A 14,730-nucleotide genomic window follows, 5' to 3' on the forward strand; every position below is an offset into this window, starting at 1 on the left:
GGTGAAGCGCAAGACCCAGTGGGCCATGGCGAACGCCGGCGGGATGATGAACTGGGAGCTGTCGCAGGACACCACCGGTTCGACCTCACTGGTCAGCGCGATCTACGACACCCTCACCGGCGGCGGCAACCCGCCGCCGTCCGGGCGTACCGGGCCGATCACCGGCATCGGCGGCGCCTGCGTGGACGTCGCGGCCGCGAGCACCGCGAACGGCACCGCGATCCAGCTGTACGGCTGCAACGGCACCGCCGCGCAGAGCTGGACCGTCGCCGGTGACGGCACGCTGCGCGCTCTGGGCAAGTGCCTGGACGTGACGAGCGCCGGCACCGCGAACGGCACCACGATCCAGCTCTGGGACTGCAACGGCACCGGGGCCCAGGTCTGGGCGGCCCAGAGCAACGGCACGCTGCGCAACCCGGCGTCGGGCCGCTGCCTGGACGCCACCGGCAACAGCTCCGCCAACGGCACCCGGCTGCAGATCTGGGACTGCTTCGGCGGCGCGAACCAGGTCTGGCGGCTGCCGGCCTGAGCGGGCGTCCCCGCCGGGCGGCCCGGCCCGGCGGGGACCGGCCTCACCAGCGGTTGCGGGCCTCCTCGGCCCAGCCGACCAGGCCGTCCAGATCCACGCGCTCGCCGTCGTCGGTCGCCGCCCAGCCGGTGAAGTGCCCGAAGCACTGGTGCGTCTCGCCGGCCAGCACGAGCAGGTTGGTACGCGCCACCCGCTCGTGGAACGGGTGGAACGTCACGTCCACCCGGTCGCCGGTGATCCGCCACGGCCGCAGCCAGTCGGCGGTGTCGTACTCCCAGGTCAGATCGGCGCCGATCTTGTGCAGCCGCCCGTCGACGAAGACCGCGTTCTCGGTCGAGCCGGTGCCGTCGGTCCACTTGCCGCCGAGCTGGATCGACCGGCCCGGCCCGCTGCCGGCCGCCCAGTTCCACCGCACCGCGTACCGCCACTTGCCCCGGCCGTGGTCGAGCGCCGCGTACGACCCCTCCCCCACCGGGTACGCCGTGCCGTCCACGGTGATCGTGCCGTGCACCGGCCGGCCGATGTCCTTGACCGTGTACTGGAACCGTCGGGTACTCCACGGCACCACCACGCCGAGCGACTCGTGCCCCGCCGGCAGCGGCACGGTCAGGTCCACCTCGACGCCCGGCGCGGTCGCCCGCACGGTGCTGCCGTCCGGGCCCTGGTCCACCGCGACGGTCAGCTTCCCGCCCCGGGCCCGGACCGGACCGGCGCCGCTGACCGGCGGCAGCACGGTACCCCGGGCGAGCGGCACCACCGCCTCCGCAGTCGTCTCCCGGCCGGTGCTCCGGTCGAGCAGGTAGAGGCTCTGCACCCCGGCGTAGTCGAGCGACGACACGACCAGGCCGAGGATGTGCGTCGGTGTGACCACACCCCAGTGCTCCCACCGCTTGGCCCGGCCCCAGCCGCGCAGGTTCGCCCGGTGCAGCGGCCGGCGGCTCCAGCCGACCGCGTCCGGGTTCAGCCGCCCGTCCGGCCGGCACAGGTCGACCGGCTCGGTGATCTCCCGCTCATGCGTCATCGCCGCAGGCTACCGGCGGCGACGCGGGCCCGGCGGGCGGCCTCGGCAGCCGTCCCGCCGGGCCGTTACGTCAGCGGCCCTGCTTGGCGCGGCAGATCTCCACCGGCACCGCCGGGGCGCCGTCGACCGGCGCCGGATCCTCCGGGGTGGGCGCGATGCCGCCGGCCGAGATCCGGTCCAGCGTGGCCAGCCCGGCCGCGTCGACCTGGCCGAACACCGTGTAGTTGGGGCGCAGCGCCGAGTCGGCCTGGACCAGGAAGAACTGGCTGCCGTTGGTGTCCGGGCCGGCGTTGGCCATGGCCAGGGTGCCGCGCGCGTACAGGCGGCGTACACCGGTCGGGTCGGTCGGCGCGGGCGGCAGGTCGGTGGGCAGCTCGTCGCGGTACCGGTAACCAGGACCGCCCGAGCCGGTGCCGGACGGGTCGCCGCACTGCAGCACGGTCAGCGTCGGGTACGCGGTGAGCCGGTGGCAGGGCGTCCGGTCGTAGAAGCGCTTGCGGACCAGGTGCAGGAAGCTCTGCACGGTGCACGGCGCCTGCTCGCGGTCCAGCGTCAGCCCGATCGGCCCCTGGTTGGTGCGCAGCGTGACCCGCACGGTGCCCCGGTCCGGCGTACGGCGCGGGTCCGGCGGCAGCGACACCGGCCGGGCGGCCGGCTCGTCCGGCGTCGGCGTGTACGCGCACGGCCCCTTGGTGGGCGCGGGGTCGGCGGGCGGCGCCGCGGTCGCGGCGACACCGGCGGCGGCGACGATCGTCGCGGCGGCCACGCTCACCCCGGCGAGGCGGGCCAGCAGGGGTAAGGCGGCGTGCGTTCGGGTTTCGCTCGACACGGTGGTCCTCCCTGGACTCGTGGTACCAGAACGACCGGAGTCTATGGATCAGGTCATCCGATGTCGACGCGGGCGCTCGGCGGGTCGAAAGTCGGTTGCCGGCCCGCGCCGCTTCCGAGAAGGTGATCGGCATGACGTTCTGACGGATCGCACCCAGCCCGCAGGCCCCTCCTCGCCGCCTGCCGTTCCCGCTTCTCTTTCCGCAGAATCGAGCGTCTGTGTCCGCGTACCCCTCCGGGCGGGCCGTCGTGCCCGCCACCGTCTCCGTCTTCTCCTCCCCCGGCAGCTGGATCGAGTCCGCCGCGCTCGACCAGTGCCGTCAGGTCGCCGCCCTCGACGGCATGGCGCACGTCGCCGCCATGCCCGACCTGCACCCCGGCAAGGGCGCGCCGATCGGCGCCGCCATGTCCTCGACGGTGCTCTACCCGTTCCTCGTCGGCTCCGACATCGGATGCGGCATCGCGGTCTTCCCGATCGCGCTGCGCCGGGTCGTACCGGAACGGCTCGCCGCCCGGTTCCCCGACCTGGACCGGGCGCTCGACCCGGACGACGACGACCCGGCCTGGTCGGTGCTGGACGGCGAGATCCCGGCCGGTCACCTCGACGGGCTCGGCACCGTGGGGCGCGGCAACCACTTCGTCGAGCTGGCCCGCGTCGGGCCGATCCTCGCGGCGGAGCACGCCGCTCGGCTCGGGCTGGACGCCGGTGACCTGGTCCTCGTGGTGCACTCCGGCTCGCGTGGGCTGGGCGAGCGGATCCTGCGCGAGCACACCGAGGCGCATGGCGCCGGTCCCGCGCCCGACCCGGACGCCTACCTGGCCCGGCACGACGCGGCGGTGCGCTGGGGTTCGCTCAACCGTCGGCTGCTGGCCGCGCGGGTCGCGTACGCGCTCGGCGCCGAACCCACCGAACCGGTCGTCGACCAGTGCCACAACCTGGTCGAGATCCGCGACGGGCACTACCTGCACCGCAAGGGCGCGGCGCCGGGCGACGGACGGGACGTGCTGATCGCCGGCACCCGTGGCACGCCCTCCTACCTGGTGGCCGCGCACGCCGGGCCGGACGCCGGCTACTCGGTGGCGCACGGCGCCGGGCGCAAGATGTCCCGCGCCGACGCGCTGCGCCGGGGCCGGGCCAAGCACACGGTCGAGGAACTGCGGCGTACGCCGGTCGGCTCGATCGTGGTGTGCGGCGACCGGCAGCTGCTGTTCGAGGAGGCGCCCACCGCGTACAAGCGCATCGAGCAGGTGATCGGCGACCTGGTGGCGCACGACCTCGCCACGCCGGTCACCACCACGGTTCCGCTTGTCACCTACAAGACGCCGGACGCGGGTCGCCGCGACGAGCGCCGGAAGGGCCGCCGGTGACCGAGCTGCTGCTGTCCGCCGGGCGCGGACCCGCCGAGTGCGCGTGGGCGCTGGCCCGGCTGCTGTCCCGTCTGGAGGGCGAGGCGGCCCGGCGAGGTCTGCGTACCGAGCGGGTCGAGACGGTGACCGGCGACCGGGCCGGCACGTACCGGTCGGTGCTGGTCCGGATCAACGGCGCCGGGGCGGAGGCGTTCGCGGCCGGGTGGACCGGCACGCTCTGCTGGCAGGCGCCCAGCCCGTACCGGACGGGTCACGGCCGGAAGAACTGGTACGTCACCGCGCGGACCTGCCGGACCGAGGTGGTGGTCACGCCGTTCCACGAGGCGGACGTGGAGTTCGTGCCCTGCCGCACGGGTGGGCCCGGCGGCCAACACCGCAACAAGGCGAGCACCGCCGTCCGGGCCACGCACCGCCCGTCCGGCCGGACCGTGGTGGTCGACACCGAACGGCACCTGCATCTCAACCGCCGTATCGCGGTCGAGCTGCTGCGGCAGCGGATCGCGCCGACGACGAGGCGGCCCGGCGCGCGGGCGTCGACGCCCGCTGGCGGATCCACGACGACCTCGTGCGCGGCGACCCGGTACGGGTGGAGCGGCCGTAGGGCAGGCCGGGCCGGGACCCGTGCCCGCCCTGCCTCAGGCGACGAAGACGCAGAACGGGTGACCGGCGGGGTCGGCGTACACCCGTAACGGCTCGTCCGGGTCGTCGGACCGGTCCCGCACCAGCCGCCCGCCGAGCGCGAGCACCCGCTCGTGCTGCCGTTCCAGCTCGGCCACCGACGGCACGGTCAGGTCGAGGTGCAGCTGCTGCGGCACCTCCCCTTCCGGCCAGGTCGCCTCCGGCAGCCGGTCGACCTGCTGGAAGGCCAGTTGCGGCACGCCTTCCGCGGTCCTCAGCACCAGCCAGTCCCGGCCATGCTCGTCCGGTTCTCCGGCCGCCGGGGGCTCGTCACCGGACCGGTAGACCAGGCCGAGCAGCACGCGGTAGAACTCGGCCAGGGCGCGCGCGTCGGTGCAGTCCAGCACCACCTGGCACAGCCGCAGACCCGGTCCGTCGGTCATCGTCACCACCTCCGGCCTCCTCTTGCCCCGCCGGTCGCGGCCCAATCCGCGGTCCGTGACCGTCCCGGCTACCGTGGGCGCGGCGGACGGGCGGCCCGGCCCGCCGACGTACTGCGCGAGGAGGACGGATGCGACGGAGAAGGACCGGTCCGGTGACGGCGCTGGCGACACTGACGCTCGCCCTCACCGCCTGCGGCGGGGACGCCGGGACCGATCCCGAGACCTACCTCCGCGACGCCATGAGCGAGGCCGTGTCCGTCAAGCAGGAGACCGGGCAGTTCCCCCGGGGCGTGAGCGACCTGTCGGTCGGGGACTACGACGGCATCGGCGTCGTCACGTTCGTCACCAACAACGACGCGTCGGCGCTCTGCGTGCAGCTGTCTGTGCCGGACGCCAAGCGCAGCGTGTACTCCGCCGACCCCGGGCAGGTCACCGAGGGCGCCTGTGACATGGACCGCGTCCGGTGAGCCCGCTCGTGCAGCGCTTCCGCGCCGTGGTCGCCATGTGGATCTTCGTCGGCGGCGGTGGGTTCCTGCTGGCCGGGTTCCTCGGCCTCGCGTTGCTGACCCAGACGGGTCCGTTCGCGGCCGCGTCGACCTTCTCCGCCGCCGCCGAGTTCGCACCCGGCGCCGAGATCAAGGTGCGGGACACCGGCGTACGCCCCGGCAACATCCTCATCCTCGCGTCGCCGGCCGACGTGGACCCCGCCACCGTCCGGTGCACCGCGAAGAGCCGCGTCTACACCAGCGGCGAGCAGCGCAGCAGGGAGCTGACCGGGGCCCGGCCCGAGGGGACAGCGTCGGTGATGACCGACCGCGGTGACCCGCGGTTGTTCACTCCGGTGCTGGCCACCGAGGGCATCACCTGGATGGAAACCGACTTCGTGAGCTGCACCGGTGACGGCGTGGAGGCGTTCACCCTGACGTCGGCGAAGGGCCTGCAGAGCGACCGTTTCCGGCTCGGCGCCGGCCTGCTGCTCATGCTGCTCGCGCCGGTGTTCGCCGGGTTCGGCTGCCTCGCGCTGTACTTCACCCGGAAGTGGAACCGGGAGGCGGCGCTGCGCGGCGGCTCGACGAGCTGGCCCTACCGGTGACCGGGATGCGCCTGCACGTGGGCTGTGCCATGTGGACGCACAAGTCCTGGTCCGGCCGCTTCCTGCCGCATCCGCTGCCCGCGCACGAGCGGCTGCGCGCGTACGCCGCGTGGTGCGACGCTGTGGAGGGCAACACCACGTTCTACGCCACCCCGGCCCGCCGGACGGTGGCGTCCTGGGCCGAGCAGACCGATCCGGGCTTCCGCTTCCTGCCGAAGCTGCCGAAGGTGGTCACGCACGAGCGCCGGCTCACCGGCGGCGAGGCGGAGCTGCGGGCGTTCCTGCACGCCATGGAGCCGCTCGGCCCCCGGGCGGACGCGCTCTGGATCCAGTTGCCCGGCTCGTTCGGCCCCGACGACGTGCCCGACCTCGACCGGTTCCTGCGCACGCTGCCCGCCACCCACAGGTACGCCGTCGAGGTCCGCCACCCGGCCTTCTTCACCGAGGCCGGTGCGGTACGCGCGCTGGAGGCGACGCTGCACCGGGCCGGCGCCGAATGGATCCCGTTCGACACCACAGCGTTCTTCCGGACGCCGCCGACCAGCGACGCGGAGCGGGAGGCGTGGACGCGCAAACCGCGCCTGCCGCTGCGTACCCGGGCGCTGACCGACCGGCCCGTCGTGCGCTACCTCGGCCGGGACGACCCGGCCCGCACCGTCGAGGGCTGGCAGCCGTGGCTCGACGTGGTCACCGGCTGGCTGCGGGAGGGCCGCTCGCCGACCGTGTTCGTGCACACGCCGGACAACGCGGACGCGCCCGAGCTGGCCCGCCGCTTCCACGACCAGGTCCGCGAGCGGGTGCCCGGGCTCGCGCCGCTGCCGGAACCGGAGCCGGTCGGCCCGGCCACGCTGTTCTGAGCGCCGGATGGGATCGCCGACGCGGCCGGGCACACGCGCGCCCGGACGGACGGCCCGCGCAGCCCGGCCCCGCGGACCCGCGCCGGACCTCAGCCCGGCCGGCCGCCCTCGGGCGGGGGCAGGCGGTCGTCGTACACGCCGGAGGGGCCCGTGTACCGCTCGCCGCGCAGGAACGGCAGCGGGTTCGGGGTGCAGCCGTGCAGGCCGAGCGTCTGCTGCTGCATCACCGGCGCCGGACGCCCCCGCCCCGGGCAGCGCTCGTGCCCGTGACCCAGGCGATGGCCGACCTCGTGGTTGACCACGTAACGGCGGTACGCGGCGAGGTCGCTGCCGTACGCGGGCGCGCCGAGCACCCAGCGGGCCACGTTCACCACCACCCGGCCCCCGTTACGGCAGGACGTGTACCGGTCCAGGCCGTCCCCGCACAGGTCGTCGCGCGTACCGGGGGTCGCGAGATAGACGGTGAAGTCGGCGGGCTCACGGGCTCCGACGCGACGCAGGGCGATCCGCCCGTCGGTCGTCCAGCCACCCGGGCCGGCGAGGATGCCGGTGACCTGCGCCCCAAAGTCGGCCGCCGGCAGACCCGTGATGTCGCGCTCCACCGCCACGCGGTAGCGCAGCAGCCGGCCCGTACCCCCTGTGATGGCCGGCTCGGCGGCGGCGAACCGCCACCGGTTGCCACCCTCGGCGGGATAGCCGATCCGCGCCGGCCGGGGCCGGACGGGCGCCGCCGCCGACGCGGCCGGCGCGGCAGCGGACGGCCCGGCCGGCTCGGACAGCGCGACAGCGGGCTGGTCGGCCACCGCCGGTGTGCAGCCGGCCAGCGCCACCGCCAGCGCGATCACCGCCGCGCCGCCGCGTGTCCGGTCCACGGTCCTGGTCATCTCGTCTCCCCTCGGTGCCCGGTCGGGGGCACGGGGATGAGGACGGGTGATCCGTCGCGAAAGTTGGTCCGGCGGGGACTCAACCTTTTCCGCGTCCCGCACGTCCCTACCGGGGTGAGAGGTGCAGAGGACGGCCATGGCCCGGGGTGACGCGGAGTTCGTCGAGTTCGCGCGGGCGTCCTCCGCGCGGCTGACGCACGCCGCGTTCCTCATGACCGGCAACCACCACCACGCCGAGGACGCCGCCCAGACCGCGCTCGTGCGCACGTACGCGTCCTGGTCCCGGATCCGCAACGGCGACCCGTACGGCTACGCCCGCTCGGTGCTGGTGAACCACCTCGTCGACACCTGGCGGCGGCCGATCCGCGAGTACCCGAGCGACGACCTGCCGGAGCGCCACGGCGGCGACATGGCCGAGGAGGTGGCGACGCGGCGGTGGCTGGTCACCGCGCTCGGCACGCTCACCGCGCGCGAACGCGCCGTCGTCGTGCTACGGCACTACTTCGACCTACCGGAGGCTCAGGTGGCCCACGAACTCGACGTGTCGGTCGGCACCGTCAAGAGCACCTCGTCGCGGGCGCTGGAGAAGCTGCGTACCGCCGGTCTGTCCGCACCGCGACCGCAGGAGACGTGCCGGTGACCGAGATGGACGAGCTGCGCCGCGTGATGCGGGTGACCGAGCGGGCCGACGGCCTGGACATCGCGGACATCATGCGCCGGGGACGCCGGCTGCGCCGCCGCCGGCGGATCGGCACCGGGGTCGCGGCGGCGGTGGCGACCGTCGCGGTGGCGGTCGGGGTCACCGCCGTGGCGTCGCGGCCCGGCCCGCCGGACCTCCCGGCCGGGGAGCCGGTCGCCACCGCGTCCGCCGCCACTCCCCCGCCCTCGCCGACCGCCTCGCCGGCCCCGACCGAGGCGCCGCCGCAACCGCTCGGGACCGTCGTGGGAAGCGGCATCCGGTACGGCGCCGACGAGCGCGTGTTCTTCGTGGTCCCGGTGGACGTGCCGGAACTGCCGCGCGTGACGATCGGCCTGGTCGCCGGGCGGCGCGCGCCGGACGGCCGCCTGACCTCCGACTTCCTGGTCAACGACGTGTCCGGCAGCGACCGCCGGGCGGGGTTCCACGAGATCGGGTACGACCAGCAGCGAGTGCCCACCGACACGTCCGTCCCCACGTTCGGCTACTTCGTCGGCCCGGCCGCCCGCATCGTCGGGACAGTCGACGGCCGGCAGGTCGACGCGAAGCTGGCCCGCTGGAGCGAGGACCCCCAAGTGGTGATCTTCTGGTTCGACCCGGAAACCCTCACCCCGGGAACCCCGCTGGACGGCATCACCGCCCAGGACTCCAAGGGCCGCCGCCTGTAGCCCACCCTCTCCCTCCCCTCCCCCGCCCCCGGTGATCAAGGAATTTGCGGACTGACACCGCCCCGGTGAGGACACAAATTCCTTGATCACCGGGGTCAGGAGGGCGTGGCGTGAGAGCCGAGCCCGCCCCAGACTCCGTGATTCGCCGCCCGAGCCGCCCCGCGCACCCTCCCCCGTCCCGACGGCCCGAGCCGCCAGCAGATCTTGCTACGAAACGGCCCCAATGAGGGCACTTTCGTACCAAGATCTACGCTGCTCCCGGGATACGGACCACGGCTCTCAAGGCATGGGAGACCTGGACGCGCCCGGCACGGGCAGGCGAGGCGGGCACTGGCCCTCGTCGGTGATCTTGCACTTTCTGCCCGGTCAGATGGGGCATTCAGGACATCGACAGGGCCGCAAGTGCAAGATCGCGGGAGCGGGGAGCGGGGAGCGGGGAGCGGGGAGCGGGCGGGTGGGGGGTGGAAGGAGACGCGGGGTGGGGGTGTGAGGATCGGGGGCATGCGTGCTGTGGTGTTTGAGCGGTTCGGGGTGCGGCCGGAGATTCGCGACGTGGACGATCCGACGCCGGCGCCCGACGGGGTGGTCGTCCGGGTCGGTGCGACCGGCCTGTGCCGCAGCGACTGGCACGGCTGGCAGGGGCACGACCCGGACATCCGCCTGCCCCACGTACCGGGGCACGAGTTCGCCGGTGTCGTCGTGGCGGCCGGCGCGGACGTCCGCGGCTGGCGGCCCGGCGACCGGGTGACCGCGCCGTTCGTCTGCGCGTGCGGGCGGTGCCCGTCCTGCCTGGCCGGCGACCAGCAGGTCTGCGAGCGGCAGACCCAGCCGGGCTTCACCGGATGGGGCTCGTTCGCCGAGCTGGTCGCGGTACGGCACGCCGACGTGAACCTGGTCCGGCTGCCGGACGAGCTGGACGAGGCGGCCGCCGCCGCGCTCGGCTGCCGGTTCGCCACCGCGTTCCGGGCTGTCGTCGCGCAGGGCCGGGTGGCGGCGGGCGAGTGGGTCGCAGTGCACGGCTGCGGCGGTGTCGGCCTGTCCGCGGTCATGGTCGCGGCGGCGAGCGGCGCGCGGGTGGTGGCCGTGGACGTCTCCCCCGCCGCGCTGGAGCTGGCCCGCCGCAGCGGCGCCACCGTCTGCCTGGACGCGAGCGCGCTCGGCGGTCCCGGCGAGGTGGCAGCCACGATCCGGGAGGCCACCGGCGGAGGTGCCCACCTCTCCCTCGACGCGCTGGGCAGTCACGCCACCTGCGTGGCGTCGATCGAGGGCCTGCGCCGGCGCGGCCGGCACGTGCAGGTCGGGCTGCTGCCCGCCGCGCAGGGCCGCCCGGTGCTGCCGATGGACCTGGTGATCGCGTACGAGCTGGAGCTGCGCGGCAGCCACGGCATGGCGGCGCACGCGTACCCGGAGATGCTGCGGCTGGTCACCGCCGGGGTGCTGCGCCCGGGCGAACTGGTCACCCGCACCGTCGACCTGGCCGCCGCGCCCGATGCGCTGGCCACCATGGACCGGCCGGCAGTCGCCGGGATGTGCCTGATCGAGCCCTGAGAACGGGCACGGGCCGGCCCGGCGCCGGGAGACCCGGCGCGGACCGGCCCGCGAGGCCGCGTGATCGTCAGTCGGTGACGGTCACCGTGACGGTACGGGGCGGCTGCTGGTACTGCCCCCGGTTGTCCATGCCGCGGATCGTCACCGTGTACGTGCCGGCCGGGATCACCGGCGACGTGTACGCGAAGTTCGATCCCGGCGAGCCCGGGCTGGTGAGGAACGTGGCGATCCACGGCCAGTTGCTCGGCGCGCCCGCCCGGCCGAACGTGCCGGCGGAGTTCATGCCCTGCCCGGCGCTGTTGCCGATCTGCACCTCGACCTTCTGCATGCCGCCGTCGTCCACGGCCCGGCCGGTGATCACGATCCGGCCGCCGGTGTACGCCTGGCCCTCGACCGGAGTGATGCTCGGCTCCAGCGTCGGGTCGGTGTCACCCGGGTAGACCAGGTAACGGGCGGTCGCGCCGCTGGTCGAGTTGTCCTGCTGACCCGAGGTGTCCACGGCCCACGCCTCGACGCTGTAGGTGCCCCGGGTGGGCAGGTCGATCGAGAGCGTGAACCCGGTGCTGGTCGCGCCGGGCGAGGCGAGCGTCGCGTCGACGGTGGCGAACGCGGCGGCCATGGTGCCGTTGGGCTGCACGTACCGGCCGGTGTCCAGGTCGCGCAGCGCGATCCGGACCTCCCGGACGCCCTTGTCGTCGGTCGCGGTGCCGGCCAGGTCCAGGTGCAGCTGGTCGATGTCCTGGTTGGTGCCGGTGAAGCTGAGCAGCCCGTTGGGGAAGGCGTCGCCCGGCACCTGGGCGGTGACGGTGAGCCGGCCCATGTTGGTGCTGGACGTGGTCAGGCCGAGCTTGTCGGTCGCCCGTACCCGGAAGTCGTAGACGCCCGGGGTGAGCGGCACCGTGGTGAACGACCAGTCGAACGTCGCGGCGTCGAGGTTGGTCGGCGAAATCCGGTGGTAGCCGGCGACCGAGTCGGCGCCCCACGTACCGTCGCTGGCGAGCGCCTCGCGGGTGGTGTTGTTGCGCAGATAGATCTCGACCGACTTCAGGGCGTCGTCGTCGCGCGCCGTACCGGCGAACGTGATCGTGCCGCCGGGCGCGACGGTGAGCGGCGCCGGGTTGCCCGGCGGGGTCATCGCCACCGGCGAGGTGATCGCCACGGTCGGCGGTACGCCGTTGGCGGAGACGGTCCAGTCGCGGGTGTCGCCGCGCAGGTCGCTCTGCCCGGTCGTGTCGACGGCGGTGGCGGTCATCTTCCACTGCCCCTCGATCGGCAGCGTGACCTCGTACTGCCAGGTGGCGGACGTCGCGCCGATCACGTCCGGCTCGCCGCGGAAGGTGTTGTAGACCGCGGCGACGGTGCCGTCGTCCTGCAGGTACCTGTTGTCCGGCGTGCGGAACGAGTAGATCAGCGAGTTGACGCCCTTGTCGTCGGTGGCGGTGCCGGAGGCCACGAACGTCTGCGTGGCGACCAGGCCGGCCGCCGGCGAGCTGATCCGGGTCGTCGGCGGCAGGTCGTCGAAGCGGAACGCTTCGATCTTCTTGACCGCCTTGGTGGTGTCGCCGGCGCCGTTGCGGTCGAACGTCTTGGCCTGCAACTGGTAGACCCCGGCCGGCAGCGTCACCGGCAGGCTCCACGTGGTGGAGGTGGCGTTCGGCGCGGCGACCGTCGTGTTGATCGCCTTGAACGCGCCCCAGGTGGTCAAGTCGGCCTGGAGGTACTTGCCGCTGTTGCGGTCCTGGATCTCCAGCTGGACCCGGGCCACTCCGGCCGGGGCGAGCGCCTGACCGCTGATGGTGAACGACTCGCCCGCCGGCTTCACCGCGCCCTCGATCGGCGTGGTGATCGTGGTGTCCAGCGCCGCCGGTGCGGGCTCCTTGGAGAGGTCGAAGAAGGCCACCCGGCCGGTCGTCTTGCCGCCCTTGACGTTGCCGTCACCGCCGACGAGCAGGCCGCGCGAGGTGGCGAGCATCGCCTTCTCGCCCTCGTACGAGTTGGAGCCGGGGTTCCACTCCAGGGCGGTGCCGGTGAGCGGGTCCAGCGCGCCGAGGTGGTCGCGGCGGACCACCTGGTCGCCGAGGCCGTAGCCGCTGAGTCCCTGGCCGGTGCCGTAGCCGACGTTGTCCAGGCCGGGCCACGGCACGTTCGACGTGGGCGACTCCTGCCAGCTGAAGTGACCGCCGACGTAGACGGCGGTGTCGGTGATCGCCACCGAGTAGATGCTGTCGAAGTGCCGGGAGATCCAGAGCGGCTCGACGTGGTCGTTTCCGGTCAGCGAGTACGCGATGGCGGTGTCGTTGATCGGCGGACGGTCACCGCCGGAGCCGCTGGTGACCACGAAGTACGAGTCGTCCGGGGCGATGTCACCGGCGAAGACCCGCTGGATGCCGCCGACGAAGGAGAGGTTGTCCTCCCACAGCCGGGTACGCCAGGGCAGCAGCGCCTTGCTGGCCGTACCGATGAGCGCCACGCCGTAGCGGTCCTGGCCGGCGATCTGGCGGCCGGTGTGCACGACCAGCAGCTTGCTGCGGTCGTGGGTGAGCTTGAGCTGCTGCACGGTGAGCATGCCGCCGACGCCGATGCCGCCGGTCAGCGGCAGGTTGAAGCCGGTGTCGACGGCGCCGGTGGTGGGGTTGAGCGCGGCCAGGCCGCTGCGGCTGACCCCGTTGACGGTGGCGAACTGGCCGCCGACGTAGACGGCGTTGCCGCTGACCGCGAGCGCGGTGGCCCGCGCGTTGGCGGTGGCGGTGAACGCGGCGATCGGCGCGCCGGTGGTCGGGTTCAGCCGGGCGATCTTGCGCTTGGTGACCCCGTTGATCGTGTTGAACGCGCCGGCGATGTAGAGCGACGAGCCGTCCGGCGACGCCTCCACCGCGGCGACCGCGCCGTCGATGACCGGCTTGAACCCGGTGTCCACCTTGCCGGTGTCCAGGTTGTACGACGCCAGGGACCGCTGCGTGATCGCGGACCCGCCGACGTTCGCGATCGACGTGAACGTGCCGGCGATGAAGACGCGGTTGCCGATCACCTCGATGTCGGTGATCTCGCCGTTGGTGATCCGCGGCGTGTCGGTGCGGGGCGTGGTCGGCATCAGCCGGGTGTCCCCGGGGGTGACCAGCGCACGGGTCGCGGTGGTACGCGCGGCGCCGAGCGCGGCGTTGCTCCCCGTCGCCTGGGCGCCGGTACGGCCGGCCACGCCGGCGTCCCGCACGGTGACGGTGGCGGCGAGCGCCGGCACTCCCGCCACCACGACCGCGCCGGCGGCGACGACCGCCACCGCGCGAAGCCAAACTCGCATCGAGACAACTCTCCCTGTCCGCCGGGACGGCCCCCTCGGGTGATTCCCGATTCCCCTCCGTCCGCGTGCCGGACGCCACCGTAGGAGGCAAAGACCTCTCGCGATACGTGCCGCACCGGTAATCGACCGGTCGCCATCAATTCCGGCCACACCGGTAGGACGCCTCCACCGATCGGGTCACCCGCTGTCACCGTCCGGCCGTGCGCGGCGTCGGCACGCGACGCCGATCGTCCACAGCGGACCCGGGGTCAGTCGCCCCGCACCCGGGGGTGGCGGTGGTCGGTCAGCCGCAGGCCGACGCCGCGTACCGCCGCGATGGTGACGCCGGTGCCCAGCTCGTCGAGCTTTCGGCGCAGCCGCTTCACCAGGGACTGCACGTCGGCCCGGCCGTGCGTCGGCGCGTCGTGCCAGACCGCGTGGTGCAGGTCGGCGTAGCTCCACACCCGTACCGGCTCGGCGGTGAGGCAGGTCAGCAGGTCGCGCTCCAGCCGGGTCAGGGCGGTCTCGCGGTTGCCCCACCGGGCGGTGGACCGGGCCGCGTCGATCACCAGCGCGCCGTCCGGCGCGGGCTTGTCCCGGGGTACGGGCCGGACCGGCGCGACGGCCGGCGCCAGCGCGGGGGCCGGGGCGGGCGCGCCGGTCATGATCAACTCGCGCAGCTCGTCGAGATCGGCGACCATCAGAAGGGGCGCGACGCCGTCCAGCAACTCGGTCAGCCGCAGCCGCTCGGCCGGCGACGACGTCACCCCGATGACGAGCGAGAAGGGGCGCTCCGACGGGTCGGTGCCGGAGTCCGCCGCGTTCGTGCCGTCAGTCGTCACCGCGCCCCACCGTGACTAAAACTGTCAACAGGCCGTCCGATCCGGGGGCCTGTTGGT

General features: G+C 74.0%; 13 protein-coding genes and 2 pseudogenes. 9 read left to right on the forward strand and 6 right to left on the reverse strand.

The annotated features are described in order from the left end of the window. Position 1: 1 nt before the first annotated feature. Positions 2 to 529: pseudogene (locus O7604_RS00005) on the forward strand (ricin-type beta-trefoil lectin domain protein); the annotation flags it as partial. A gap of 43 nt (positions 530 to 572) precedes the next feature. On the opposite strand, the gene O7604_RS00010 reads toward O7604_RS00005, so the two are convergent. Together O7604_RS00010 and O7604_RS00015 are read right to left on the reverse strand one after the other, a co-directional pair. Then, a complete protein-coding gene (locus tag O7604_RS00010; protein ID WP_269700806.1) occupies positions 573 to 1,550 on the reverse strand; it encodes a DUF2804 domain-containing protein in 978 nt (325 codons plus the stop codon). Between the two features lie 70 nt (positions 1,551 to 1,620). Next, positions 1,621 to 2,379 carry a peptidylprolyl isomerase gene (locus tag O7604_RS00015; protein WP_281578453.1) on the reverse strand — a complete coding sequence of 253 codons (759 nt, stop codon included), beginning with the start codon at positions 2,377 to 2,379 and terminating at the stop codon, positions 1,621 to 1,623. Between the two features lie 218 nt (positions 2,380 to 2,597). On the opposite strand from O7604_RS00015, the gene O7604_RS00020 reads away from it, so the two are divergent. Both O7604_RS00020 and prfH read left to right on the forward strand, forming a co-directional pair. Continuing rightward, positions 2,598 to 3,746 carry an RNA ligase RtcB family protein gene (locus tag O7604_RS00020; protein ID WP_281578454.1) on the forward strand — a complete coding sequence of 383 codons (1,149 nt, stop codon included), beginning with the start codon at positions 2,598 to 2,600 and terminating at the stop codon, positions 3,744 to 3,746. Beyond that, positions 3,743 to 4,347, forward strand: a pseudogene (prfH, locus tag O7604_RS00025) (peptide chain release factor H). Before O7604_RS00020 ends, prfH begins: the two are co-directional and overlap by 4 nt. Positions 4,348 to 4,381: 34 nt before the next feature. On the opposite strand, the gene O7604_RS00030 reads toward prfH, so the two are convergent. After that, entirely contained in the window at positions 4,382 to 4,807 is a 426-nt protein-coding gene (locus tag O7604_RS00030) for a VOC family protein (protein WP_281578455.1), read from the reverse strand. A 128-nt stretch (positions 4,808 to 4,935) separates the two neighbouring features. Between O7604_RS00030 and O7604_RS00035 the strand changes: the two genes are divergently transcribed. Genes O7604_RS00035 through O7604_RS00045 form a run of 3 tightly spaced genes read left to right on the forward strand, consistent with a single transcriptional unit; the run spans position 4,936 to position 6,757 of the window. Next, the gene (locus O7604_RS00035; RefSeq protein WP_281578456.1) at positions 4,936 to 5,274 is read left to right on the forward strand and encodes a hypothetical protein; all 339 of its coding nucleotides are present in this window, start codon (positions 4,936 to 4,938) and stop codon (positions 5,272 to 5,274) included. Beyond that, positions 5,271 to 5,900: a hypothetical protein gene (locus tag O7604_RS00040; RefSeq protein ID WP_269700812.1), complete on the forward strand. Its 630-nt coding sequence runs from the start codon at positions 5,271 to 5,273 to the stop codon at positions 5,898 to 5,900. Before O7604_RS00035 ends, O7604_RS00040 begins: the two co-directional genes overlap by 4 nt. A 29-nt stretch (positions 5,901 to 5,929) precedes the next feature. Continuing rightward, complete coding sequence (locus tag O7604_RS00045; protein WP_281580018.1) at positions 5,930 to 6,757, forward strand: DUF72 domain-containing protein; 828 nt, start codon at positions 5,930 to 5,932, stop codon at positions 6,755 to 6,757. Between the two features lie 89 nt (positions 6,758 to 6,846). On the opposite strand, the gene O7604_RS00050 is transcribed toward O7604_RS00045, so the two are convergent. Then, the gene (locus O7604_RS00050) at positions 6,847 to 7,641 is read right to left on the reverse strand and encodes a DUF3152 domain-containing protein (RefSeq protein WP_281578457.1); all 795 of its coding nucleotides are present in this window, start codon (positions 7,639 to 7,641) and stop codon (positions 6,847 to 6,849) included. A 121-nt stretch (positions 7,642 to 7,762) separates the two neighbouring features. Here O7604_RS00050 and O7604_RS00055 point away from each other — a divergent pair, with 121 nt between their 5' ends. From O7604_RS00055 to O7604_RS00065, 3 genes are all read left to right on the forward strand, one after another. Next, positions 7,763 to 8,281 carry a SigE family RNA polymerase sigma factor gene (locus O7604_RS00055; RefSeq protein ID WP_281578458.1) on the forward strand — a complete coding sequence of 173 codons (519 nt, stop codon included), beginning with the start codon at positions 7,763 to 7,765 and terminating at the stop codon, positions 8,279 to 8,281. Between the two features lie 5 nt (positions 8,282 to 8,286). Then, the gene (locus O7604_RS00060) at positions 8,287 to 9,006 is read left to right on the forward strand and encodes a hypothetical protein (protein ID WP_281580019.1); all 720 of its coding nucleotides are present in this window, start codon (positions 8,287 to 8,289) and stop codon (positions 9,004 to 9,006) included. 501 nt (positions 9,007 to 9,507) lie between these two features. Next, the gene (locus O7604_RS00065) at positions 9,508 to 10,554 is read left to right on the forward strand and encodes a zinc-dependent alcohol dehydrogenase family protein (RefSeq protein WP_281578459.1); all 1,047 of its coding nucleotides are present in this window, start codon (positions 9,508 to 9,510) and stop codon (positions 10,552 to 10,554) included. 67 nt (positions 10,555 to 10,621) lie between these two features. On the opposite strand, the gene O7604_RS00070 is transcribed toward O7604_RS00065, so the two are convergent. After that, positions 10,622 to 13,852 carry an Ig-like domain-containing protein gene (locus O7604_RS00070; RefSeq protein WP_281578460.1) on the reverse strand — a complete coding sequence of 1,077 codons (3,231 nt, stop codon included), beginning with the start codon at positions 13,850 to 13,852 and terminating at the stop codon, positions 10,622 to 10,624. 248 nt (positions 13,853 to 14,100) lie between these two features. Beyond that, entirely contained in the window at positions 14,101 to 14,673 is a 573-nt protein-coding gene (locus O7604_RS00075) for a winged helix-turn-helix domain-containing protein (RefSeq protein ID WP_281578461.1), read from the reverse strand. Positions 14,674 to 14,730 lie beyond the last annotated feature (57 nt).

It is taken from the genome of Micromonospora sp. WMMA1947 (assembly GCF_027497355.1).
Taxonomy (GTDB): domain Bacteria; phylum Actinomycetota; class Actinomycetes; order Mycobacteriales; family Micromonosporaceae; genus Micromonospora.

Bases quoted from the DNA above. Each gene is read 5' to 3' on its own strand.
- O7604_RS00010 (WP_269700806.1), bottom strand. From the start codon at position 1,550: ATGACGCATGAGCGGGAGATCACCGAGCCGGTCGACCTGTGCCGGCCG.
- O7604_RS00030 (WP_281578455.1), bottom strand. From the start codon at position 4,807: ATGACCGACGGACCGGGTCTGCGGCTGTGCCAGGTGGTGCTGGACTGC.
- O7604_RS00035 (WP_281578456.1), top strand. From the start codon at position 4,936: ATGCGACGGAGAAGGACCGGTCCGGTGACGGCGCTGGCGACACTGACG.
- O7604_RS00045 (WP_281580018.1), top strand. From the start codon at position 5,930: ATGTGGACGCACAAGTCCTGGTCCGGCCGCTTCCTGCCGCATCCGCTG.
- O7604_RS00050 (WP_281578457.1), bottom strand. From the start codon at position 7,641: ATGACCAGGACCGTGGACCGGACACGCGGCGGCGCGGCGGTGATCGCG.
- O7604_RS00060 (WP_281580019.1), top strand. From the start codon at position 8,287: ATGGACGAGCTGCGCCGCGTGATGCGGGTGACCGAGCGGGCCGACGGC.
- O7604_RS00065 (WP_281578459.1), top strand. From the start codon at position 9,508: ATGCGTGCTGTGGTGTTTGAGCGGTTCGGGGTGCGGCCGGAGATTCGC.
- O7604_RS00070 (WP_281578460.1), bottom strand. From the start codon at position 13,852: ATGCGAGTTTGGCTTCGCGCGGTGGCGGTCGTCGCCGCCGGCGCGGTC.